This is a genomic window from Microbulbifer sp. CNSA002, assembly GCF_047324085.1.
In the GTDB taxonomy this organism is placed as follows: Bacteria; Pseudomonadota; Gammaproteobacteria; order Pseudomonadales; family Cellvibrionaceae; genus Microbulbifer.
The window spans coordinates 4819840-4842813 of sequence record NZ_CP172449.1; the positions used below are offsets into that span (position 1 = coordinate 4819840).

The following is a 22974-nucleotide window of genomic DNA, read 5'->3' on the forward strand; positions in this document are numbered from 1 at the left end:
TTAACTCTTCTCTGTAGCGACCGAAACTTTCTTGATACCAATCTTCCTGGCTGCTTCTGCAATCAGGGCAATCTTCTCAATACTTGCTCCCTTATCGGGCTGAATTACCAACCACCCTTTCGGGTTTTCCGAGTAGAGACGCTCCAGGACAATTCGTACCTGACGCTCATCAACCTTCTCTTTGGCAATCCAAACCTCGTCACTGTCGTTGATCGCTACCAGGATAGAGGCGGCCTTGAGTTCAGCGGTTGTCGCTTGCGGCTTCTCAACATCAGCACCCGGCTCCTTAATAAAGGTCGCGGTGACGATAAAGAAGATCAGCATGATAAACACCACGTCCAGCATGGGCGTGAGGTCAATTGCGCCGGCTTCTTCTTCTGCCGTATTTTGTCTTTTGCTCATAGCAACTCTCTTAGCGAACTTTTTCAGCGGGAGCTCAGGGAGCCCCCGGCGAAAGTATCTGGCTTGGCTAAACCTTCACAGCAAATAAGTTGGCCTATTCGCTGGTGTGTGCTTAGTGATCCATCGTCAGATGATCTTCGAGTAGCTGGGTTTCACGCTCAGCTTTACGGGCGAGGTAAGTGTTGGCAAATACGCCTGACAGAGCCGCAACCATACCCGCCATTGTCGGGATAGTTGCCATGGATACACCACTGGCCATCTGCTTGGCGTCACCACCACCTGTAATCGCGAGAACGTCGAACACGTTGATCATGCCCCAAACCGTACCCAACAGCCCAAATAGAGGGGCCAGGGCGACACAGGCTTGGATCATGTCCATATTGTCCTGAATTTTCTCAGATACCCGGGAAATCATCGCATAACGGATCTGGTGCGAAGCCCAGGATTTGCGCTCACCGCGCCCCTCCCATTGGTCTACCGCACCTTGAACGTCACTTTTCAAGCCTTTGTTAAAGTAGAAAACACGTTCAAAAATCAGCGTCCACATAAAGAAGGTCAGGCCGGCGATCAGGAACAGTACTGGCCCGCCCGACGCCATAAAGGCGTTGACGGCGGCCCATGCGTCGATTAATGCGTGCATGTTGCCGCCTCCTCTTATTTGCGCTCGGCGTTTTCTGCCACGATACCAGCACTCTGCTCTTCAAGAATATGCAGAACACGCTTGGCACGGGCATTTACGATGGTGTGCATCAGTACAGTCGGGATAGCAACACACAGACCGAGAACGGTAGTGATCAGGGCTGAGGAAATACCACCGGCCATTGCCTTAGGATCGCCCGCACCAAAGATAGTGATCGCCTGGAAGGTTACGATCATACCGGTAACGGTACCCAGCAGACCCAGCAGCGGAGCAACCATGGCGATGATTTTCAGCAGGTTGAGGCCGGATTCGATTGCCGGACGCTCTTTCAGTACTGCTTCTTCCATCTTCAGCTCGAGAGTTTCGCCGTCTACACCTTTGTTCTCTTCCGCAACAGCCAGTACACGACCCAGCGGGTTGTTGGTGTTCGGAGTAGAGGAACGCAGCTGAGCATTCACTTTGGCACCAACACCGGTCAGAACGATCAGGCGGAAGATTGCCAGTAACATCGCAAAGACACCAACAGCAGTGATGATGTAACCAACGATGTCACCCTGGTGCCAACGCTCTACGATGTCCGGGCTGTTGATCATAGCTTTCAGGTAGGAGCCACCGGTAGGACCAGTTGGGTCTACACCGAAGGCACTGAAACCACTGGTAGAAGCCTGCAGAGCTTCAGCCATGCCTTGGAACTTGGCATCCGGCTGACGGATCAGCTCAGCCATTTTGTAGGCATTGTTCATTTCCAGGTATTTACCGTTGGAAACCAGGTTGAAGTTACCTACGCGAACCACTTCCTGATCAGCCTGCTCACCATTGGGCTTGATCACGGTTGCGTTAAACTTAACGATCTTGCCGGATTCAATAGTTTCGCGCTGAATTTCAAACCACAGACGCTCGATTTCTTCGATAGTCGGCAGCTGGGTAGCACTGTTCATCTTAGCCAGAAGACCATCGATGAATTCAGTACGGTTAGGATATTGAGCGGAAACCAGAGAGGAACCGATATTGGCACGCAGGTCAGCAGCAGTAGAGGACATATGGCCGAACAGTTCCTTCAAGGAACCCAGACGCTGGTCCAGTTGCTGACGCTTCTGATCAACAGCAACTTCCTGCTCCTGGTATTTCTTTTCCAGGTCAGAAGAGCGCTTTTCTTCAGCGGTGCGAGTATTTTTGGCTTGGTTTAGCAGAGCATTCTGGTTCGCTTTCTGACGGCGGAACTCAGCTTCACGCTGCTTGTGTTCTTTGGACTCGGCAACTTTGGACTGCTGAACCATTTTCAACAGGTCGTCCAGGGAAGCAGCCTTCTCTTGAGCAACTGCGGAGAAGCTGATCAGACCAGCTGCTGCCGCTACTAAAACGCGTTTGGCGAAAGAGGTTTTCATTGCGCTGCCTCCGGAGCCGGGATCGGCATGGTCATGATGTCGATAGTGGCCTGCTTCTTGGCAATTTTCAGACCGTTCATGAGAGCGCGGCGGTATTCACCTGCGTCGATCTCAACCCACGCTTTTTGCGCTTTGTCATAAGCGAGGGCAATTTCTGCATCAGTAGTCTGAGCCAGCAGGGCGATACGGCCGATTTGCAGAACGCTCACCTCGCGCTCTTGACCGGCAACGGTCAGAGTATCGCGGTAAGAGTCGATCTTACGGGCGTATTCCGCTTCGAAGTTGTACAGTTCCAGTACCTGGCGGAACTTCTCCGCAACACTTACATCGGAACGGTCCATGGTGCTCTTAACACCGTTGAGGTTCGCCATACGCTCTTCGAGCTTGAACGGTGCGTCCAGCTCAATGAACTGCTCCAGACCTTCCAGCATACGCAGGATCAGCGGCTGAATCTGACGTTCAATGACAGTAACGTTGGCAATAGACTCATCCAGCTCATTGATAACTTCGAGCTGGTTGGCCAGCTGCTTTTCCAGCTGACGGTTGTATACGCGCAGACCATCGATTTCTTTATTAACCACCTTGAAGTCCTGCAGCAGGCTGCTGGTTTCGTCGGCAATCTTGTCGATGCGTTTTTGCGATGCCTGGGCCGCAGTGGTTTTCTGCTGGCCGACGGCGAGTACGTTATCGAGAGTATCCGCAGTGGCTACGCTGCCGTAGAGCGCGCCGGCAGACAGCGCAGTGGTCAGCGCCACAGCCATGAATCGCTTGGTTTTCATTAGACCCCCCAGTGGGTTCAATATTTCACAACATGGTCGCGATGAGTTAGCTGCCACAACGCGGTGTCCTTTTGTTTTAAAAACATTGGTTAGAAGACAGCTAAGAGCCGCACATTGTAAACAGCCGATTTGATTATTCAAATGCCGATTGCCAGCATCGGCCCGCTTGGGTAGCAAGGTAACACTTGGGTAACATCCCCGGGTTACTTGCACACATTAGCGGCGACGTTCCTTGTGTAAGCTGTTGGAGAATTTAACAGATCGATCAACTTTTGATCAAATTGTTTTTATTTAAATCTGTCATATTGGACTAATGAGTAGTTGTACTCATTCCTGTCCGAGGCCGGGTAACACTCTCGTGCTGATTCGACCCACGAGTCATCCATGTCGGGAAAGTATGCATCCCCGTCGATATTTGCGTCAACTTCGGTGACATATAAGCGGGCAGCCAGCGGCAGTGCCTGGCGGTAAATTTGTGCCCCACCAATGACCATCACTTCAGTGGCGCCGCTGTCTTTAGCGCAGCTTTGGGCCAGGCTCAGGGCTTTATCCAGAGACTGGACCACCTTTACCCCTTCCGCAACCCAGTCAGCATTACGCGTAATGACAATATTGACACGCCCCGGAAGTGGGCGACCAATAGACTCAAAGGTCTTTCGTCCCATTACTACTGGCTTTCCCATAGTGGTCCGCTTAAAAAACTGCAGATCGCCGGAGATTCGCCAGGGGAGTTCATTGTCCTTGCCGATAGCACCATTGCGGGCAACCGCCGCAATCAAAGCAATTGAAACCGTCATTACCGCTCCTTAAACCGCTACAGGTGCCGGAATATGTGGATAGGCCTCGTAACCTTTGAGTTCAAAGTCCTCGAAGCGGAAAGAAAACAGATCTTTCACATCTGGATTCAAGTGCATTTGTGGCAGAGGCAGAGGGTCGCGTTGCAATTGCAGTTCGACCTGCTCCTTATGGTTGGAGTAGAGGTGAGCATCACCAAAGGTGTGGATAAAATCGCCGGGCTTCAAACCGCATACCTGTGCCAGCATAAGGGTCAACAGGCTGTATGAGGCGATATTAAAAGGCACCCCCAGGAAAATATCTGCGCTTCGCTGGTACAGCTGACAGGACAACTTGCCGTCAGCGACATAAAACTGGAACAGGGCGTGGCAGGGAGCCAGGGCCATGCGTCCTTCACGGGCATTATCAGCAGGTGAAACACCTTCATCTGGCAGATCCGCAGGGTTCCAGGCGCTAACCATCAGGCGCCGGGAGTCCGGGCGGGTTTTCAACTGGTGTACCAACTGCTCAATCTGGTCGATCTGGCGGCCATCCGAAGTGGGCCAGGAGCGCCATTGATGGCCATATACAGGGCCCAGATCACCGTCCTCTGTCGCCCACTCATCCCAAATCCGCACCTTATTGTCCTGGAGGTAGCGGATATTGGTATCCCCCTGCAAAAACCACAGAAGTTCGTGAATAATCGAGCGCAAATGGCACTTTTTAGTGGTGATCAGCGGAAAACCCTCCGCCAAATTAAAGCGCATTTGATAGCCAAACACACTGAGAGTACCAGTGCCGGTGCGGTCACCTTTAACGGTGCCGTTATCGCGCACATGGCGCATTAGATCGAGATACTGCTTCATCTACTGCTATGCTCCGCCTTTAACTCGGGAAGACCCTGCTTTCTTACCTTTCTGCTCAGTTCTCCCCTCGGGAAGCGGCTGAGTTTTATAACTCCACACCAGCAATGCGATGCCGGCAATAATCATTGGCAGGCTCAAAAGCTGCCCACGAGTCATCCATCCAAATAAATCAAAACCAATATGCCCATCGGGCTCCCTGACAAACTCCACCAGGAAGCGGAATACACCGTAGAGCGTCACGAACATACCGCCCACCGCGAGCCGAGGGCGCGGCTTACTGGAGAACCACCAGAGCAGCGCAAAGAGAACCAGCCCCTCAAGGAAGGCTTGATACAGCTGGGATGGGTGCCGGACCAGAAGGTCCGGGTCCTTTGGAAAGACCATGCCCCAAGGGCCTTCAGTTTCACGCCCCCAAAGCTCCTGGCCAATAAAATTACCGATCCGCCCAAGCCCAAGACCGATGGGCACCAGAGGAGCAACGAAATCAATTAGAGCTGGGAAGGTTGTACCAATTTTGCGCGCATAGAGTGCCGTGGCCAACATTACCCCTATCAGCCCGCCGTGGAAGCTCATCCCCCCTTCCCACAGCCGGATCAGTGATATCGGGTCTTCGAGCAACTGGGGGAAATTATAAAAGAACATGTACCCCAAGCGGCCACCGATAACGACACCAATGGCACAGTAGAGAATCAAGTCCTCAACTTCGGATTTAATGACCGGTGACCAGGGTTTGGCACTTCGGCGCAATGCCAACCACCAGGCCGCGACAAAGCCAGCCAAGTACATCAGCCCATACCAGTGCACTTTTAAGGGGCCTATTGCAAAGGCTACCGGGTCAATTTCGGGATAGGTCAGCATGGGGGAATCGCGATTGCTAATAAAGGGCGTATTATGGTCGTAAAGCCCCCCGCTGTGGAAGGGCAGCTTGCCCCTAGGGAAGATCCCCATGTGTCTACTGCTATTCGCCTATCAATGCCACCCGAAATACCCTCTGCTGTTGATCGCCAATCGGGATGAGTTCTATCAACGGCCAACCGCTGCAGCGGCGCGCTGGCCAGGGACCGAGCTAATTGCGGGTAGAGACCTTGAAGCCCAGGGAACATGGGCCGGCGTCTCCCCCGGTCGGGTCGCCGCTGTAACCAATATCCGGGAACCTGGAACACCGGAACCTGTAGGAGCGCTATCCCGCGGGGAAATACCGCAGAAATTCCTCAGCCAACAAATTAGCCCTGAGCATTTCATCCACTACCTGGAATCCCAGCAGTACCGGGGCTTTAACGCCCTGCTGTTTGATGTTGAGAATCAAAACACTCTCTTCTGTGCCGGAAACCGGCACAAGCCATTTACGTTTGAACCGGGTATTCACGGTATCTCCAACGGCGCACCGGACGAACCCTGGCCAAAGGTGGAGAGGGGCAAAGCGGGGCTGGCAGAAATAATACCTGCGGCCGACCAGCTGGTAACAATCGAGAGCTTTGTGGAGCCAGCCCTGGCACTACTCAAAGATCGCACCCCCGCGCCGGACCAACAACTCCCCCATACCGGGCTACCACTGGAGATTGAGCGGGCACTCTCTCCTATATTCATTCAAATTGATGCCGATAGCTCGGCGACAGAACCAATGCTTCGCAATGGAGGCTACGGCACCCGCGCGAGTACCGTGATCACCATCGACCAGAGGGGGTACGGCCAACTTTGGGAGCAGACTTTTATAAACGGCAATCAAAATGGCCCCCTGCGCTACCTCACTACCCAGTCGCCCAATTAAGCGGGGTTAATCCTGATGGCAGACAAATTGTGCATAACTTTTTGTGCAAGCCTCTGCACCATATTCAAATAAGCCCCAGTAAACTCGCCCCATTTTCACCCACGGGCGAAAAATTTGACGCAAAACTCATCATCCGCAAATCCTTACTCTAAAAAGAATAAAGCGCCAAGCAAATTTTGCATTTATTGCCATACTTACTTTCACAGACTGAAGTTGGTTGAGTTTCGCGCAAGCAGGACACCGACAGCAGTCTTAATAAAAGGAAGTCGCGCGGGACGCATGACACGTGCGAGTCACCGATAATATCCCTGAGTATCTGGATGGGCTCGCCACAGGTTGGGAAGGTATGAACGATCTGGCGCCCGGCATTTTCCAAAATATCGCACCGGGCCCCCGCAGAATCGCTGAGGTACCATGTCGTATTTCAACCCCGAGCATCGTAGACGCAAATCTGTACTTCCACTGCTGACACTGGGTAGCCTCTGTGTCTTCATTCTTTATTATGCTTTCGCAGCAAACCAGAAAACCGTGCCCGTTTTACCGGAGAACGCTGTTCGCCCTCATTTAGTACACTGGCTTGAGGAAAACCCCGATGCCTGGCCAGCCCAGGACCCCATTTTCAACCCCGCCGCTGTGCGCAAGATCTACCAGCGTACGGATTACCGCTTGCTTTGGTTCGATAACTACAGCCTAAGTGATAGTGCCAATGACCTGCTGAAACAACTCACAGCTGCCAGCTCCGGCAATCCGAGCAGCATGGTCGACTACCGCTACCACCTGGGATACTTCGATCGCACCCTGCGCGATACGCCTCAACGTCTGCAGATGGCTGCGGTATTGGATATCTTACTGACCGATGCCTTTGTGTCCTATGCGCAAGATACCCAGCTGGACAGGCTAAAGCCCAAAACCCGCCCGCGCCGGGGTGTCACACCGGTTCTGCGGGATAGTGAAGGTTTCCGCTTGGTTGCGACCAGCACAGCTCAACAGCAGGCTTCCAGTGAACCCAGCGGGCGCAAGTACTTCCGCGGATATGATCGCGCAGCCAATCTCGGCAGCAATGTACGCAGCCGCTATTACTCGCGGGAATACAATGCGGATACTTCCGGCAATTACTCAGGACGCAATTATTCCGGTAGCACTCGCACCTATGAGCGCAGTCGATACCGTTCCTACCGGGACAACAATAGTGGCTCGGGTTCTGGCAGTCGTGTTTATTACAACCAGGGGCGGTCAAATACTGCCGCCCCACCGGTGAGATCTGAAAACAGTGAGGGGCCTTACTACGAGGAAAACCGGCCCTATGGCAACGATGTAAGAGCGCTGCGCGGTGAGCTGCAACGACTGCGCAAGATTTCTTCCAGCGGTCGCTGGCGTCCGATCCCCGCGGGTCCTGCCATGACCATGGGTGCACGCCACCCACATGTGGGCCTCCTGCGCAATCTGCTCTCCCTATACGGTGATTACCAGTCTTACTACAGCTACGGCGGCACTGATCGCAATCGCTTCGATCGGGGTCTTCACCAAGCGGTGGTGCGCTTCCAGAAGCGTCACGGCCTGAGGGCAGATGGTATTGTCGGTCGCTCAACTCGCAAACGCCTGAACTTATCCCCAGCTGCGCGCGCCCGCATTGTGGAAATGAATATCAAGCGCCGCGAAGAGTTGCCGGAACAATTGGGTAGCCGCTTTATCCAGGTCAATATTCCCGCGTACCGTCTCAAGTACGTGGAAAACGACCAGGTCAAACTGGCGATGAATGTCGTCGTCGGTAAGAAAAAACACGCAACGCCTGAAATAACCACCCGTGTCAGCAAGGTAGTCTTTAACCCCACTTGGACAGTACCGCGCAGCATCCTGGTGAATGAGATACTCCCCAAAGCTCGTAAAAACCCAGCGGGTATGGAAAAAATGGGATACCGGGTGATTAGCGGTAGGGGTGAAAAACTGCCCCTGACTCCGCAAAACCTATCTGCTGCAGGTGCGGGTTCCTACCTTATGCGCCAAATGGGCGGTGAGGAAAATATATTGGGACGAGTCAAATTTGAAATCCCCAATATTCATGACGTGTACCTGCACGATACGCGCGCGCGCAAACTTTTTTCCCTGACCTCACGGGGCTATAGCCATGGCTGTATCCGCCTGGAAAAACCCCGCCACTTGGCCGAAGCGCTGCTTCGTCCCCAAGGAGATTGGGATCAGTGGCGTATCGATCAATTGACCACAGGAGAGGAAACCACGGAAGTGGATATGTCCCAACTGGTGAAGGTTTATATCACCTACTGGACTGCCTGGGTCGATGGCCAGGGCAACCTGAACTTCCGCCCGGATATTTATGGCAAAGATGGACTGACCGATAATCAATTTTAAAAGAAACCGGGGCGGCTATACGTCGCCCCGGTTATAACCAGGGAATTATTGAGCGTGTTATTCCATTAATTAGCCTTTCTTAAGCAGCGCCATTCCTGAAAATTATTTAAAGACTATCAGTCACAAGTTATCAATGTGAGCACAGTGATAAATCTCACTGATTTCTCAGTGCTTGCAGGGGTGACTTATGGGTGCTGCCAACAATTCACTTTGCGCTTTTTTGCCACGCAACCAACTAACCTCCCTCAGGGCGAGTGCTGCTGCGATTGCCGTAGCAATATCGCTGGGCATTCACTCACCACAAATACTCGCCGAAGCTAAAGATACCGTCGAACCTGACCTGATCGGCAGTCGCGATCCTTTTTTACCTCAGGGCAGGCAATTTTCCCTGCTCAGCGAAGCGTTAGCACGCTATCAAACCCTGGCACAAGGTAATTACTGGAAACCGCTCAGTGCTGGACAACCTATCGCACCGGGCAGCCGCAGTCCCCGGGTTGCGCAATTGAGAAGCCTGTTAATGCTCTATGGTGATCACCATCCCGAAGAGTACGGAGCAGATACTTCTAAAGCAGATGTCTACGACAAAAAATTGCAGCAGGCCGTTAAACGGTTTCAGAAACGTCACGGATTAAAGCAAACGGCACTGGTTGATGAGGGAACCCGGAGTCGACTCAATACCCCGCCAGCTAAAGTTGCCAAAATTCTGGCAGCAAATATTGAACGCTGGAAACAACTCCCCAAGGATTTAGGGCCTCGCTATATCATCGTGAATGTTCCGGAATTTAATTTGCGCCTAATTGAAGGCGATAAAGAGCAATTCCGTATGCGTGTGGTTGTGGGAAAACCAAAACACAAAACACCGCAAATCGCTACCCGTATGACGCGACTGGAATTTAATCCTGTATGGCGTGTCCCGCCCAGTATTGCGCTGCGGGAACTTTTACCCAAGGGCAGTTCCGCCCTCAGGGCAAAAGGTTATCGCCTGATGAATCATCGGGGTAGATCAGTACCATTTACACGTGGAAATGTAGCCGCAGTGCGTCGAGGACAAGTTTCACTGCAACAAAAAGGCGGGCCGGGAAATGCTTTGGGAAGAGTGAAATTTGTTATCCCCAATCGGCAGGCCATTTTTCTCCACGACACAAATAGCAAGCACTTATTTAAAAAATCCCAAAGGGCCTTTAGCCACGGTTGTATTCGCCTGGAAAAACCACTGCAGTTTGCTCGCATGATGTTAGCTCAGCAAAACAAGTGGAGTGATGCCCGTATCAATCGCGCGCTGGGAAGTGGTCGCACCCATGGTGTTGCCCTTAAAAATCCCCTACCGGTTTATATCGCTTACTGGACTGCCTGGATCGATGAAAATGGGCAGCTTCAGTTTCGGCCGGATATCTATAACCGGGATCAGTAATAGGAGGTAGCGGAGTGAAGCGGATAAAGAGCTATAGGGACTACTGAGTTATCAGTATGGCAAATGGCCCATTCCAGCTCGGCATCGCCGCACTGATAAGCCTCGTAATTGCCTCGGCCAGCCCTTTGAATGCTTCATTCACTGGGCAGACCGATGTCATTATTGAGCCAATCAGTTCAACCCAGCAATTGCGCGATACCGCTCAGGCCTACCGAGTGTTAGCGAAAAACTGGCGACCGATTGCCCAGGGGAAAACTTTACAGCCCGGAGACAAAGGCCCTCGTGTCCTGCAACTACGTAACTTGCTGGCAATTTATAAGGATTATCACGGTCAACCCGGGCCGCTTTCCGCCCCACAAAAAGACCCCCGAAGATTTGACAGTGCGCTCCAAGCTGCAGTGGAGCGCTTTCAGGAGCGTCACGGACTGAACGTTACAGGCATCGCCGATGAAGACACACTTGCAGCCTTGGCCGTATCTCCAATAGAGCGCGCTCAGCAAATGGAATTGAATGCATCCCGATGGGAGAAACTAAAGCTCCCTGAGGATGATCGCTACGTAATCGTTAATGTGCCTGACTATCGCTTACAGCTTATCGAAGATGGTTCAGTTGCTCTCGATATGAAAACCGTCGTAGGAAAAAGCAGCACGCGCACACCGGATATGCGCACGCGAATAACCAATATTGTTTTCAGCCCAACCTGGACTGTCCCGCGAAGTATTCTTGTTACCCAGCTTTTGCCCAAGGCACGACACAACCCAACAGCCATGCACAAGCGAGGTTATCGAGTGGTGCAATATCGCAGCGGTAAATCGTCCCCTATTACAGAGGAGACTATTGCCAAGGCAGCCGGTGGGCACGCTACTTTGAGGCAATTGAGTGGCCCTGAGAATACTCTAGGGAAAGTGAAATTTGTTATCCCCAATAAGCAGGCTATTTTTCTCCATGACACACAAGCTCAAAGCCTGTTTAAACTTCGCCAGCGGGCATTAAGTCACGGATGCGTAAGGCTACAAGCACCAGAAGAATTAGCTTATTTTCTTCTCCGTGACCAGGGGTGGGACAGAACCCGGGTAGCGCAGGCAGCCAATGGACACGATGCTCTGAATGTAAAGGTTAAGGGATCACCCCGTATTTACATCGTTTATATGACCGCCTGGATAGATAGGGATGGGCGCCCCCAATTCCGCCCTGATATTTATCATCGTGACAAAGAGCTGCCTTATCCAAATTAGGGAGCCTATCGGCAAGTGAAAAATATTAAGTATCGCTAAAGGATTTTGCCTGTTCTCATTTTCGCTGGCAGCGCTCTATAACGCTAAAGCTCCCCAGGAAATAGAACTTGAAAGACACCGGTCAAAATAACCACCTAAGCAAGTTTGATTTAATTTTCAAAGCACTACTCACACTTCTATTTAAACCCTGGCTTTGGTTTGGAAACTACATCCTTATCATCACAAAATTAGAGCTTTGCCATATTCACAACCGTGGTAGCAATACTGGCCGGATCTAATTTTTCCAGGTTTCTTTTTATCGCCCGCTTCTACTGGAGGGCTCCAGGAAATCGAGATCAATACGCCCCCAAATATAGGGCGGTCCAGGGTCTGCCAGATAACCTAAACAGCTGAATGTCCGGAGAAATACTACGCTAGCAGCACCTAAGCCACATGTATATACATGTACATACAAACTCTTATCTTCTCTATATCTAGGTTGTCTTCTGTATATAGATGGGTAAACCATCCACTAATAAAGAAGGCTATCAAGCTCATGACCGAAGAGGTGATCGGATAGCTCCCAAGTACACTGACGAAACAGCCCGATAAAACTTATAAGTCGCAGAAAAATAATTTTTTAGTGATTAGCGTGCAATGACAACGCTGTCTCCTCCCTATCCAACACCGTCGACTGATCAGCAATAAAAATTCCGGTTTCAGGTAGCAGAAAAGAAAAAATATACCACCGGGGCCATCTAATTATTTCCGAATTAGCAGCTTCAGGTTTGTAACAACTGGTTATTTTTTGTACATTTTCCGCCGTACCCGGTTGCGCCAACTAAGGCAAACCGACGAGAGATTTAACGACGAGGCGGAATTATGAAGAATCCATCCAGACGTCGATTCCTGGCAGTGACCTGCGCAACTGCGGCGGCCGTCAGCGCCGGACCGACTTTCGCAAAAGTAGGTAGCTCCCGCACCCTGAAAATGCGCAACCTGCACACCGGGGAGAAGCTGGAGGCCGCCTACTGGACCAACGGAGATTACAGCAGCGGAGGCCTGAAGCAGTTCAACAAATTGCTTCGTGACCACCGCGCCAACGAAGTGACCCGAATGGACCCCAAGCTTCTAGATATCGTCTACAAGCTGAAGGAGAAGTTCAATTACAACGGCACCATTGAGATTATCTCTGGATACCGTTCACCTAAAACCAATGCCAAGCTGCGTGCAGCTGGCCGAGGCGTAGCGAAACGCAGTTACCACACACGTGGTATGGCCTTGGATATCCGTATGCCGGGAGTGTCCCTGTCGAAGTTGCGCCAGGCAGCACTCAACCTGAAAGCGGGCGGTGTCGGATACTACCCGAAGAGTAACTTCGTACACGTGGATACTGGCCCTGTACGTCGCTGGTAATCCCCACCCAACAGATACAAAAAACCCGGCAGTCGCCGGGTTTTTTGTTATGCCTGTGAGAGCAAGATTTATTCACCATCAACCGGTAAGCTAACCGGCATCACATCCTGATCGGATACTGGCACTTGGGTAGTACCTGCCATCAACCCGGCGATACGTTCCAGAAGTTTGCGTGCCTGCGCCAATTGGGTCAGCTCCGCCAGCTCAATCGGGTCTTCCATTTGCAACAACAAGCTCTCGAAATCCACAAAAGCCTGCTCTAAAGCCGTCACCTGATGTCGATCCAGCAACAGCTCCGCTAAGCCGCCCCCACCAGTGGGAATCCAGTTTGACTGGAGAGTTGCCATAATTGCCAATATCGCCTGCTTTGAATCGGCAGCGCGGCTACTTTCCACATCGCTCTCGGAACTCTCCGGCAACCTGCGCAACAGCTGCTCATCAATCACCCGGGTGTGCGATGCACGGATTTGCTGCAATCGGGCAACCGGTCCAAGGGATAAATAGGGCCGTGACAGGCTGTTGGCTGCCGTCGGCCAACGGCGGGCCAAGCCTGCCATATCTTCTTCCACACCTTTAACGATCAAGCGGGTTAGTTCACGGCGCCGATTGACGGCCAGGGCCTCGGGTTTTTCCCCATCGGACTTAGCCAAAAACTGCTCCGCAACCCGCTCGCTGGTGGGTCCCCAGAGCATGATTTCCAGGGCGTGAAAACCGGTGCTGGCCTCTTCATGTGCCGTCAGGCGGTGCTGCTTGCGCAGGTTCGTTAAAGTCAGATCAATGGCGGTATCGTTAACGATACCGCTCTCAGAATAACCCGGCACTGTATCCAGGTAGCCCGCCTGGGCCGGCCAACTATCTACTGATAACAGTAATTTTCTACCCTGGCTGCGCAACTCTCCCGAAGAAAAAGCCAACTGGATATAAGGCAGTGCAGCAGCAAATTCCCTGTGGGCATCCAGCCAGGCAAGCCTGGCATTTTCCAGCTTATTTTCATTCGGCTGAGCCAGGAGACCATCCACTTCACGCTGCAACGTTTCAACAGCGGCATGGGCGTGGATAACCTGGGCCTCACCCGCCTGCCAAATTGCAAGGGATAATTCGGTCGCAGCCTTTTCATTCACAGGTTGCGGCGCAATACTTTGTTGCGATACCTGCTGCGGTTTTTCTACCGCTTTTTGTTCACAGGCAGAAAGTCCGGCCAGGGCCCCGATTAAAACAGCCAGGGCCCGGTACTGGATAATAGATCCGTTCACTCAATTCCCCATCTTGTGCATTTCACAAATACTGGCAAGCACCTACTCACTCTCTTCCCGCAAACTGATCACCGGCCAGCCGCGAGCCTCAGCTTCTGCGCGCAGGCGATCATCCGGGTCCACCGCAATTGGGTGCTCAACTTCGCCCAGTAAGGGCAGATCATTGATGGAGTCACTGTAGAACCACTTTTCACTGTTGGCGTATTCCGGGTTGTGGGCCAGCCATTGGCGCAACCGGACAACTTTTCCCCCCTGGTAACAGGGTTCACCAACGACCTTTCCGGTGAACCGCCCCTCATCCTCCTCTGGCTCAGTGGCCAGCAGGGTATCGACACCGAGGCGCGAGGCAATAGGCTCAACCACAAAGCGATTGGTCGCAGTGATAATCATGATGTGGTGGCCTTTGCGGCGGTGCTCGCCGATCAGCTCCTGGGCCCGAGGCAGCCACAATTCACTGATAACTTCCTGCATAAACTCGCTTTGCAAGTTATCCAATTGACCACGGGAAAGCTGAGCCAGGGGCTCCAAGGCAAATTCCAGGTAGGCAAAAATATCCAATTCACCGCGCTGGTAATCTTGATAAAAGCGATCGTTAGCCGAGCGGTAACGGGTCCCGTCGACATGTTCACGCTCCACCAGAAATTCGCCCCAGGCATGATCGCTATCACCACCTATCAGCGTGTTATCCAGATCAAAGATTGCCAAGTGCACCGTCGACTCTCCCATAACTATAGGTTCCCCATAAGCATTTGACCGCCAGGAAGCCGGAAACGTCCCCTGCGCGGCCGCTAATTTTACCTTGCGCCGCACGACAGCACACGGACTGCGTCACTGAATTGCTGTAAACCCCCCGCTGTGGAACAATGCAGAACAAGTAAGTGCAGCGCACGGCCGCACACAACAGTATTGAGGATGGTATTTTGGGCGACGGCAAGCCGGCACAGGCCGGACGAAAGAACCGCCGTAAGCCCGCCAAGCATTCGAATCGCAATGATAAAGCCCCGGCCGGTAACAAGAACCGGGGCACGAGTGGCGAGAGCAGCAGCAATATCGATGCCGAGGGGTTCCGCCCCAATGTCGGTATTATCGTGCTCAACGCCCGCGGTCAGGCACTGTGGGCGCGGCGGGTAGGTGGCAAGGACGCCTGGCAATTTCCCCAGGGTGGTATTAATCCGGGCGAAACCCCTGAACAGGCGCTATATAGGGAACTATACGAGGAAGTAGGCCTTACTCGCGATCAAGTCAGTATGATTGCCTGTACTCGAGGCTGGCTGCGTTATCGCCTGCCTCAAAGGCTGATTCGACGTCGCTCCGAACCACTGTGCATCGGGCAAAAGCAAAAGTGGTACCTGCTGAGGCTCGAGGCAGAAGAGGCCTCTATCAGCTTCGACAATGGTTACAAACCTGAATTCGACCACTGGCGCTGGGTAAGCTACTGGCATCCACTGAGTAAGGTGGTGACCTTTAAGCGTGAAGTATACCGGCGCGCACTAACCGAGCTGGCCCCACAACAAATACAGCTGGAGAGACGCTGGCTGCGCGGACAGGAAAGCTGACCGCATAGGGTAGTTAGCAGCGAATCTTCACAAAATGGCCCCGATCAGCATCGAAATTCTACTTTCCGGGGCCATCGAATTTCTCCGTTGATTGGCGAGGACAGGCCATTGCTCGGATCTCTGCGCAGTATCGTTCAGGAAGTAAATGCCGCCCGGAACCTCACCGCGGTGCTCGAAATCATTGTGCATCGCGTGCGGGAAATCATGCACACCCGCGTCTGCTCCGTATATCTGCGCGACAAGCAACACGGTAACTATGTCCTGATGGCCACCGATGGCCTCAACCCCAAAGCGGTTGGCCAGGTCCACCTGGCCCCCGGCGAGGGGCTGGTGGGCAATGTAGTTACCCGCGAAGAGCCGATTAACCTGGAAAGGGCCGAAGCCCACCCCGCCTTCCAATATTTCCCCTCTACAGGAGAAGAGCGCTTCAGCGCCTTTCTCGGCACACCGATCATTCACCACCGCGCCGTACTGGGTGTCCTGGTTGTGCAGCAAGAAGAGAAGCGCCGCTTCGACGAGTGGGAGGAAGCTTTCCTGGTCACACTTTCGGCGCAGCTCGCCGGCGTTATCGCCCACGCCGAGGCCACCGGTCTTCTGGCCTGTATTGGCAAGCAACAACGGGAAACTCACTTCTCTGGCATTGCCGCGTCCCCCGGTGTGGCTATCGGGCGGGTACATATTGTCACCCCGCATGCGAATCTCGGCACAGTGCCCTACTCCGAATGCGAGGATGTGGACACTGAACTGGCCCTGTTTCAACAGGCCCTGACAGCCGCCCAAGAAGAAATTCGCGAAGTCGGTGAGCGCCTGAAGAGCGACCTCAGCCCCGAGGAACGGGCGCTATTCGATGCCTACATCAGCATGTTGGATGACAGCTCCCTCGCCGTCGAAGTGTGCGATCGCATCCAACAACAACTCAGTGCCCAGCGGGCCTGGGCCGAAGTTATGTTGGAACATGTGCGGCGCTTTGAAGCCATGTCCGACTCCTACTTTCGCGATAGGGCCGCCGATGTTCGCGACCTGGGCGCCCGAGTGCTGATGCACCTGCGGCAACAGCAGCAGAGCGACCGGGACTTTCCCGATAACACCATCCTGATCGGCGAAGAGCTAACCGCAGCAGTATTGGCAGAAGTGCCCAGGGAAAAGTTGATCGGAGCCGTATCAGTTAAAGGCTCCTCCAACAGCCATGTGGCTATTATTGCCCGAGCCATGGGACTGCCCGCTGTAATGGGAGTCCAGGACCTGCCCTACGAAACCATCGACGGTGTCGATATGGTGGTGGATGGCTACCGAGGCGATTTGCATATTCACCCCGGCGCAGAACTCAAGCGCCGCTACGACGATATTGTTGCAGAAGAGCAGCAACTGGCCCGCAATCTGGACCACCTGGCTCAACTCCCGGCAATCACTTCCGATGGCCATCGCATTCGCCTGATGGTAAATACCGGGCTGATGGCCGATGTCGTTCGCTCCCTGGAGCGCGGCGCAGAAGGAGTAGGACTTTTCCGCACCGAAGTACCTTTCTTATTGCGAGACCGCTTCCCCTCCGAGGAAGAGCAGCGGGAAATTTACCGGGAGCAACTGGAAGCCTTTGCCCCCCTGCCCGTCACGATGCGCACCTTGGATATTGGCGGCGATAAAGCATTGGCCTATTTCCCGATCGAGGAAACCAATCCCTTCCTGGGGTGGCGCGGCATTCGCGTAACTCTCGATCACCCGGAAATATTCCTGGCGCAAGTGCGCGCCATGATGAAAGCCAGCCTGGGGCTAAATAACCTGCGGATTATGCTCCCCATGATCAGCGGCCTAAACGAGCTCGAAGCCGCGCGCAAACTGGTGGAAAGAGCCTACCGGGAGCTGCTTGAAGAAGGTTACGAAATTGTTATGCCCCCACTCGGGGTAATGGTAGAGGTACCCTCCGCCGTCTACCAAGTGCGGGAACTCGCCGTACATGCAGATTTTATATCGGTGGGTAGTAATGACCTCACTCAATATCTCCTGGCGGTGGATCGCAATAACAGCCGCGTAGCCAATATTTACCACGCCCTGCACCCAGCGGTACTGCGCGCTTTGCAGGAAATCGTAACGGCAGCCCATGCCGTTGGTACCAAAGTAGGGATCTGTGGAGAACTAGCAGGAGAACCTAGTGGTGCATTGTTATTAGTAGCCATGGGCTACGATATGCTATCGATGAACGCCACTAACTTACCGCGAATAAAAGCTACGCTGCGCGCCGTTAGCCGAGCCGATATTGAGCAGCTCTTGCAACAGGTTTTGCAGATGAATAGCCCCGAGCAAATTGAAAGTACCGTGAAGGGGTTTCTTAATGAGGCAGGGTTGAAGGTCTCTTTGCAGCCGTAAATGATGAGGTATTTAAATCTAAATTTACCCAATTTTATAAAGCCTGAGTTCAATATCTAACAACCAAACCGTTAGCCCCTCGCAACAGCAAGATATTTGCCCAAGCGACTAATTAAGAGCTACATCGCTCAACATTATTCTGACCCACCAAATAGCTTCTCAATGTTTCCTAATCCTTAAGCTGCTTTTTCAGAAATGGCAAGCTCATTATATTTTTAAGCGTGTCAATGGAATAGCAGAATGTCCCCCACCCAAAGAAAAAACAAATAACTACTAAATACGCGTGATACTCAATTAGTACACTCACCCCTGAAGCCTTGGCCTCATCACACTTCCAAATTTCCGATAATTCTGACAAGTTAGTGAGTGCCAGCTCTGGTAATTATGGTCATTTTGACCGTTATTTTTGAGCTTTACATAGAATGTATAAAAATACTTTACAAATCAGCAAGTTATAAGTTGAGTTAAAAACCGGGATAGTAGTCAAAGTGATCATTTTTGTAGTTTGCACTTTAGTAGCAATTACATCTAACCCTATGATTTTAATTTAAAATTTCCATTACAGCGGGAAAATTGATTCCGAAATAGTAATCATGATAAAAGTGGTCAGAATGAATACTATATAAATGTTATGCAGATACACACAACAAAGAAAGGACGGAGTTATGTCTAGTCATTATTTCTATGGGGAAATACATCTTGAAAGCCAAGAAAGAGCTCAAAAACTCTGTGACATTGTAGATTACGAAAACATATCAAAATTATACAAAAATGTACCTCCTGAAAAACGACGACACTCTTCAATTCCATCAATTTTTGAAGAAGGCCACCCTGAATATTGTCAATTCGAGATGTGTGTTAACGAAGGAAATCTTGTAAAAATAGCGATTAATGCAACTTTTGAGCTGACGGAAGAGGAAGAACTCAATAATTTAGGAAGGTTCTTATCATCCTTTGGTGCAGAGAAAGGAATCCTGGCTTACTATTACTCAGGTGCTGATTTTACTCCAGAATTTTATAATTATTTTGGAGGGGAGTTTAGTTTGGTCTATAGCTTTGGAGAAGATCAAAATACTGACAATAAAATTCTAGATGAGGGGGCCAACAGTCTAGAAGAAACATTTGAAAATATTCGTAAGCATAATATTAACCTCGAATCTATTCCAAAAAATCCCGAAGAACACTATTACGAAAAGCTAGTTGAAATTATAAAAAAACAAGGCCCACCTATACTATTTGATAGCACCCCGATTCATGAGCTAGAAACTGATCAATATTTAGCAAATAGAATACGTGATAAGTTAATAGAAAAGCTGGAATTCCTTGACAGGGATGGTAGAAAATTACTACAAGAATATATTCATGAAGTTCATAATTCAGCTATAAAAATGTGTTTAGAATCTTTTTATAAATGTAATTGTGAAATTCGCATAAATGGAGTAGATATTTCTAATAAAGGAAAAAATAGAATCGGTGTACATTTCTCATAAAAATGTGTTTAACGAACCACCAGGCTTGAAACTCTATTTTCTAAATATCCAAGCAATAGTCACTTCGCATTGAAAAAGTTACCATAAATGCATAAACTGGGTAGCCGGTAGTTTTTAGCTACCGGCCCCCACACCACCCATCATGCGGGTCCGCAATGGGCGGTTCCTATCCGTAATGAATCTCTACCCAACGATAGTGTCGAGCAGATCTTCATTTGAGTGGAGTGTCATGGCAGTGCGCTACATCAACTTTAACCGACTGGAAACATATCAGTAGGCTAGACCTGTCCTTCAACTCGTGGATTTAGGTTCAGGCCTTCACCCTGTCCAAGGTAATAATCTTGGCATTTGGCTACTATGCCGTCTGCTGACTTCTGTTTAATCACCTTGGCCATTACTGACCGAGGCGCTGCTATTTCCCACCGTTTTGTCGATCCCTGCGATGGTGGCTAGCGGGCTGGGCCTATTTATGAGTCAGCGGCCATGCTGAGAGCTTCACAGTAGCAAGTTAAACAGATCTCCCCAGATAAGAACGTGAACTTTCACTACACAACTGCATCATTTACTCTACCCGTTAGATCACATGGCTTCGGTGTCCTTGGCCACCTCGCCTCCAGGCTAAGCCTTATATGATGTTTCTGTCCGTCAGCTCGTAATTTTGCTAGCGGCTTCCTCCCCACCAGACCTCACGGTATTGCAGTTGCCATTCGCTAGTAGTTAGCATTTAATGGAACCCATTAAATGGTGATCTCCCTACAGGGGACTTTCACCCCATTAGTTCACGCCCACACCCTGTCCAAGGTATTAATCTTGGCATTTGGCTACTATGCCGTCTGCTGACTTCTGTTTAATCACCCTACTCATTACTGAGCGGAGCGCTGCTGTGTTCCACCATTTTTTTTCTATCCCCGCGATGGTGGCTAGCGGGCTGGGCCTACTTATGAGTCAGCGGCCACGCTGACAGCTTCACAGTAGCAAGTTAAACTGATCTCCCCAGATAAGAACGTGAACTTTCACTACACAACTGCATCATTTACTCTACCCGTTAGATCACATGGCTTTGGTATCCTTGGCTACCTCGCCTCCAGGCTAAGCCTTATATTATGTTTCTGTTCGTCAGCTCGTAGCTTTGCTAGCGGCTTCCTCCCCACAAGACCTCACGGTATTGCAGTTGCCATTCGCTAGTAGTTAGCATTTAATGAAGTCCATTAAACGGTGATCTTCCTACAGGGGACTTTCACCCCATTAGTTCACGCCCATGCTGGGCGTACCAAGTAAAGGCACCCGACGTCAAAACCGCCGCTTCGCTTTGGTTTTGTCGCAGGTGCTTTAAACGTTAGATTAATTAGAGTGATTTATGAAGAAGTTAGCGTTTTTTTGTTTTTTATTATTTTCATGCTCATGCATAGCGAAAGATATTGGGTATGATCCACTAGCAGATCCCTTCCAACAGATAGATGAGTCTGCAATACAAGCAAAAAAGGAAAATAAATATATTTTGGTTATTTCAGGTGGAGATTGGTGTCGTTGGTGCCATGTGCTTGACGATTACTTAAGCTCAAATAAAAAAATATACAATGACTTGAAAAATAGCTTTGTTCTAATGAAGGTATATCTGGGAGATAAAAATTACAATGATGAATTTTTTTCTCAGTTACCAGAGTCTAAAGGAGCACCTCACTTTTGGGTATTAAATGCCAATAAGGAAGTATTGCTATCACAAAATACTAGTGTTTTTGAAAAAGGTCGAAATAGCTACGACGATGAAGTATTTACTAAGTTTATTAATCTTATTGAAGAGCACAAATCTAAATCGGGTAGCCGGTAGTTTCTAGCTACCGGCCCCCACACCACCCATCGTGCGGGTCCGCAATGGGCGGTTCCCTATCCGTAATGAATCTCTACCCAACGATCTCGTAATGAAATCAAACCCATCTCTTCGAAGAACTCATTATTGAGCGCAATATGAATACCCTCAGTTTTTGCGCTTCGCCAGTAACTTTTACCGGACGAGCCGCAGGTAACTGCCAGCGACTCACTCACACCCATACGCAGTAAATTTCGAACTTTCGTTCTCACTCTGCGCCAATTCTTCCAATAGCTCATTCTTAATCGCCGTCGTATCCAGCAGTCAAGATCGATACATTTTTGATAGCCTTGCGCTATCCTAAAATAGTTGATCCAACCACGGAGGTATACGGTAAGTTCTTTCAGTTTCTTTTCCATCGAAATACCACGAGATCGCCCTGTAATCTGGCGGACGCAGTATTTAAATTGGCGCAGTGACTTATCATGCCAGACAAGCTTTGCTCCACGGAAAGAAAAACCCAGAAACTTACAACGACTAACCGGGACTACTTGGCTTTTTGCATCGTTAACTTTGAGTTTAAGCTTGCGCTCAACAAAGCGTTTGATGCTAGCCATAACCCGTTCGCCGGAACGCTTAGAGGAAACAACAATCACAAAATCATCCGCATAGCGGACAAAAAGGTGTTGGCGTTTTTCCAGCTCTTTGTCGAGCAGATCGAGTACAATATTGGACAGCAGCGGCGATAAAGGGCCACCTTGCGGCACCCCCTCATAACACGCTTGCCAACATCCATCTTCTACCCAGCCTACGCGCAAGTAGCTTGCGATCAGTTTGAGTAAACGCTTATCGTTAATTCTTTGGCCGAGTAAGCTCATGAGAAAGTCATGATTCACTCGATCGAAGAACTTGGATAGATCGACATCCACCGCTATTCGCTTGCCACCCTCGATATACTTTTGTAGCTTTTTCACCGCGTGATGCTGTGATCGCTTTGGCCGGAAGCCATAGCTAAACTCTGAAAAAGTCACATCGAAAATAGGGTTGATGATTTGCGCGATTGCTTGCTGAATAACACGATCAAAAATCGTAGGTATCCCTAGACCTCGCTGACCACCGTCTGACTTGCGAATGTAGACGCGTCTAACAGGCAGCGGCTGGTAATGACCTTGCCGAATGGCTTCGATAATTTCATCGCCGACTGCCTTGAAGTGCTGCACAAAATCATCAACGGTAATCCCATCAATGCCTGCGGCACCTTTATTCGCGCGAACGTGCTTCCATGCAGCATTGAGGTTTTCTTTGCTGAGGATAGCGTCGAGTAGATTTTCATTTGAGTTAAGTGTCATGGCAGTGCACTACGTCAATTTTATATCCGGCTGGCAACATGTCGGTAGGCTAGCCCTGTCTTTTAACTCATGGATTTAGGTTCAGGCCTTCACCCTGTCCAAGGTATTAATCTTGGCATTTGGCTACTATGCCGTC

At 50.7% G+C, this 22974-nt stretch carries 19 protein-coding genes; 9 read left to right on the forward strand and 10 right to left on the reverse strand.

Features of this window, described 5'->3' with window-relative positions:
• The 7 genes from ACG1BZ_RS21245 to lgt form a co-directional block, all read right to left on the reverse strand.
• Window positions 1-402: an ExbD/TolR family protein gene (locus ACG1BZ_RS21245; RefSeq protein ID WP_413663571.1), complete on the reverse strand. Its 402-nt coding sequence runs from the start codon at window positions 400-402 to the stop codon at window positions 1-3.
• Between the two features lie 112 nt (window positions 403-514).
• Window positions 515-1042: a MotA/TolQ/ExbB proton channel family protein gene (locus ACG1BZ_RS21250; protein ID WP_108734755.1), complete on the reverse strand. Its 528-nt coding sequence runs from the start codon at window positions 1040-1042 to the stop codon at window positions 515-517.
• Window positions 1043-1056: 14 nt separating this feature from the next.
• Entirely contained in the window at window positions 1057-2427 is a 1371-nt protein-coding gene (locus tag ACG1BZ_RS21255) for a MotA/TolQ/ExbB proton channel family protein (RefSeq protein WP_413663572.1), read from the reverse strand.
• Window positions 2424-3206, reverse strand: coding sequence for a DUF3450 domain-containing protein (locus ACG1BZ_RS21260; RefSeq protein WP_413663573.1), 783 nt, complete (start codon window positions 3204-3206; stop codon window positions 2424-2426). Before ACG1BZ_RS21260 ends, ACG1BZ_RS21255 begins: the two co-directional genes overlap by 4 nt.
• 287 nt (window positions 3207-3493) lie before the next feature.
• Window positions 3494-4003, reverse strand: coding sequence for a dihydrofolate reductase (locus tag ACG1BZ_RS21265; RefSeq protein ID WP_413663574.1), 510 nt, complete (start codon window positions 4001-4003; stop codon window positions 3494-3496).
• A gap of 9 nt (window positions 4004-4012) precedes the next feature.
• Entirely contained in the window at window positions 4013-4846 is an 834-nt protein-coding gene (locus ACG1BZ_RS21270) for a thymidylate synthase (RefSeq protein WP_413663575.1), read from the reverse strand.
• A 6-nt stretch (window positions 4847-4852) separates the two neighbouring features.
• Window positions 4853-5704 carry a prolipoprotein diacylglyceryl transferase gene (lgt, locus tag ACG1BZ_RS21275; protein ID WP_413665894.1) on the reverse strand — a complete coding sequence of 284 codons (852 nt, stop codon included), beginning with the start codon at window positions 5702-5704 and terminating at the stop codon, window positions 4853-4855.
• Window positions 5705-5792: 88 nt separating this feature from the next.
• Here lgt and ACG1BZ_RS21280 point away from each other — a divergent pair, with 88 nt between their 5' ends.
• The 5 genes from ACG1BZ_RS21280 (at window position 5793) to ACG1BZ_RS21300 (ending at window position 13022) form a co-directional block, all read left to right on the forward strand.
• The gene (locus ACG1BZ_RS21280; protein ID WP_413663576.1) at window positions 5793-6614 is read left to right on the forward strand and encodes an NRDE family protein; all 822 of its coding nucleotides are present in this window, start codon (window positions 5793-5795) and stop codon (window positions 6612-6614) included.
• A gap of 414 nt (window positions 6615-7028) precedes the next feature.
• Window positions 7029-8981 carry a L,D-transpeptidase family protein gene (locus tag ACG1BZ_RS21285; RefSeq protein WP_413663577.1) on the forward strand — a complete coding sequence of 651 codons (1953 nt, stop codon included), beginning with the start codon at window positions 7029-7031 and terminating at the stop codon, window positions 8979-8981.
• A gap of 187 nt (window positions 8982-9168) precedes the next feature.
• Window positions 9169-10392 (forward strand): L,D-transpeptidase family protein, encoded by a 1224-nt coding sequence (locus tag ACG1BZ_RS21290; protein ID WP_413663578.1) that lies wholly within the window; start codon window positions 9169-9171, stop codon window positions 10390-10392.
• Between the two features lie 56 nt (window positions 10393-10448).
• Entirely contained in the window at window positions 10449-11627 is a 1179-nt protein-coding gene (locus ACG1BZ_RS21295) for a L,D-transpeptidase family protein (RefSeq protein WP_413663579.1), read from the forward strand.
• 861 nt (window positions 11628-12488) lie between these two features.
• Entirely contained in the window at window positions 12489-13022 is a 534-nt protein-coding gene (locus ACG1BZ_RS21300) for a DUF882 domain-containing protein (protein WP_282930973.1), read from the forward strand.
• A 68-nt stretch (window positions 13023-13090) separates the two neighbouring features.
• Here ACG1BZ_RS21300 and ACG1BZ_RS21305 read toward each other — a convergent pair whose 3' ends face one another.
• Together ACG1BZ_RS21305 and ACG1BZ_RS21310 are read right to left on the reverse strand one after the other, a co-directional pair.
• The gene (locus ACG1BZ_RS21305; protein ID WP_413663580.1) at window positions 13091-14275 is read right to left on the reverse strand and encodes an imelysin family protein; all 1185 of its coding nucleotides are present in this window, start codon (window positions 14273-14275) and stop codon (window positions 13091-13093) included.
• Between the two features lie 42 nt (window positions 14276-14317).
• Entirely contained in the window at window positions 14318-14986 is a 669-nt protein-coding gene (locus ACG1BZ_RS21310; RefSeq protein WP_413665895.1) for an HAD family hydrolase, read from the reverse strand.
• Between the two features lie 338 nt (window positions 14987-15324).
• Here ACG1BZ_RS21310 and ACG1BZ_RS21315 point away from each other — a divergent pair, with 338 nt between their 5' ends.
• The 4 genes from ACG1BZ_RS21315 (at window position 15325) to ACG1BZ_RS21330 (ending at window position 21510) form a co-directional block, all read left to right on the forward strand.
• Window positions 15325-15831 carry an RNA pyrophosphohydrolase gene (locus ACG1BZ_RS21315; protein WP_413665896.1) on the forward strand — a complete coding sequence of 169 codons (507 nt, stop codon included), beginning with the start codon at window positions 15325-15327 and terminating at the stop codon, window positions 15829-15831.
• Between the two features lie 108 nt (window positions 15832-15939).
• Window positions 15940-18192 (forward strand): phosphoenolpyruvate--protein phosphotransferase, encoded by a 2253-nt coding sequence (ptsP, locus tag ACG1BZ_RS21320; protein ID WP_282930971.1) that lies wholly within the window; start codon window positions 15940-15942, stop codon window positions 18190-18192.
• Between the two features lie 665 nt (window positions 18193-18857).
• On the forward strand, window positions 18858-19682 hold the full coding sequence (locus tag ACG1BZ_RS21325; protein WP_413663581.1) for a hypothetical protein: 825 nt from the start codon (window positions 18858-18860) through the stop codon (window positions 19680-19682).
• Between the two features lie 1357 nt (window positions 19683-21039).
• On the forward strand, window positions 21040-21510 hold the full coding sequence (locus tag ACG1BZ_RS21330; protein ID WP_413663582.1) for a thioredoxin family protein: 471 nt from the start codon (window positions 21040-21042) through the stop codon (window positions 21508-21510).
• A gap of 56 nt (window positions 21511-21566) precedes the next feature.
• On the opposite strand, the gene ltrA is transcribed toward ACG1BZ_RS21330, so the two are convergent.
• Window positions 21567-22838: a group II intron reverse transcriptase/maturase gene (gene ltrA / locus ACG1BZ_RS21335; RefSeq protein WP_413663583.1), complete on the reverse strand. Its 1272-nt coding sequence runs from the start codon at window positions 22836-22838 to the stop codon at window positions 21567-21569.
• Window positions 22839-22974 lie beyond the last annotated feature (136 nt).

Bases quoted from the DNA above. Each gene is read 5' to 3' on its own strand.
- ACG1BZ_RS21245 (WP_413663571.1), bottom strand. From the start codon at position 402: ATGAGCAAAAGACAAAATACGGCAGAAGAAGAAGCCGGCGCAATTGAC.
- ACG1BZ_RS21250 (WP_108734755.1), bottom strand. From the start codon at position 1,042: ATGCACGCATTAATCGACGCATGGGCCGCCGTCAACGCCTTTATGGCG.
- ACG1BZ_RS21255 (WP_413663572.1), bottom strand. From the start codon at position 2,427: ATGAAAACCTCTTTCGCCAAACGCGTTTTAGTAGCGGCAGCAGCTGGT.
- ACG1BZ_RS21260 (WP_413663573.1), bottom strand. From the start codon at position 3,206: ATGAAAACCAAGCGATTCATGGCTGTGGCGCTGACCACTGCGCTGTCT.
- ACG1BZ_RS21265 (WP_413663574.1), bottom strand. From the start codon at position 4,003: ATGACGGTTTCAATTGCTTTGATTGCGGCGGTTGCCCGCAATGGTGCT.
- ACG1BZ_RS21270 (WP_413663575.1), bottom strand. From the start codon at position 4,846: ATGAAGCAGTATCTCGATCTAATGCGCCATGTGCGCGATAACGGCACC.
- lgt (WP_413665894.1), bottom strand. From the start codon at position 5,704: ATGCTGACCTATCCCGAAATTGACCCGGTAGCCTTTGCAATAGGCCCC.
- ACG1BZ_RS21280 (WP_413663576.1), top strand. From the start codon at position 5,793: ATGTGTCTACTGCTATTCGCCTATCAATGCCACCCGAAATACCCTCTG.
- ACG1BZ_RS21285 (WP_413663577.1), top strand. From the start codon at position 7,029: ATGTCGTATTTCAACCCCGAGCATCGTAGACGCAAATCTGTACTTCCA.
- ACG1BZ_RS21290 (WP_413663578.1), top strand. From the start codon at position 9,169: ATGGGTGCTGCCAACAATTCACTTTGCGCTTTTTTGCCACGCAACCAA.
- ACG1BZ_RS21295 (WP_413663579.1), top strand. From the start codon at position 10,449: ATGGCAAATGGCCCATTCCAGCTCGGCATCGCCGCACTGATAAGCCTC.
- ACG1BZ_RS21300 (WP_282930973.1), top strand. From the start codon at position 12,489: ATGAAGAATCCATCCAGACGTCGATTCCTGGCAGTGACCTGCGCAACT.
- ACG1BZ_RS21325 (WP_413663581.1), top strand. From the start codon at position 18,858: ATGTCTAGTCATTATTTCTATGGGGAAATACATCTTGAAAGCCAAGAA.
- ACG1BZ_RS21330 (WP_413663582.1), top strand. From the start codon at position 21,040: ATGAAGAAGTTAGCGTTTTTTTGTTTTTTATTATTTTCATGCTCATGC.
- ltrA (WP_413663583.1), bottom strand. From the start codon at position 22,838: ATGACACTTAACTCAAATGAAAATCTACTCGACGCTATCCTCAGCAAA.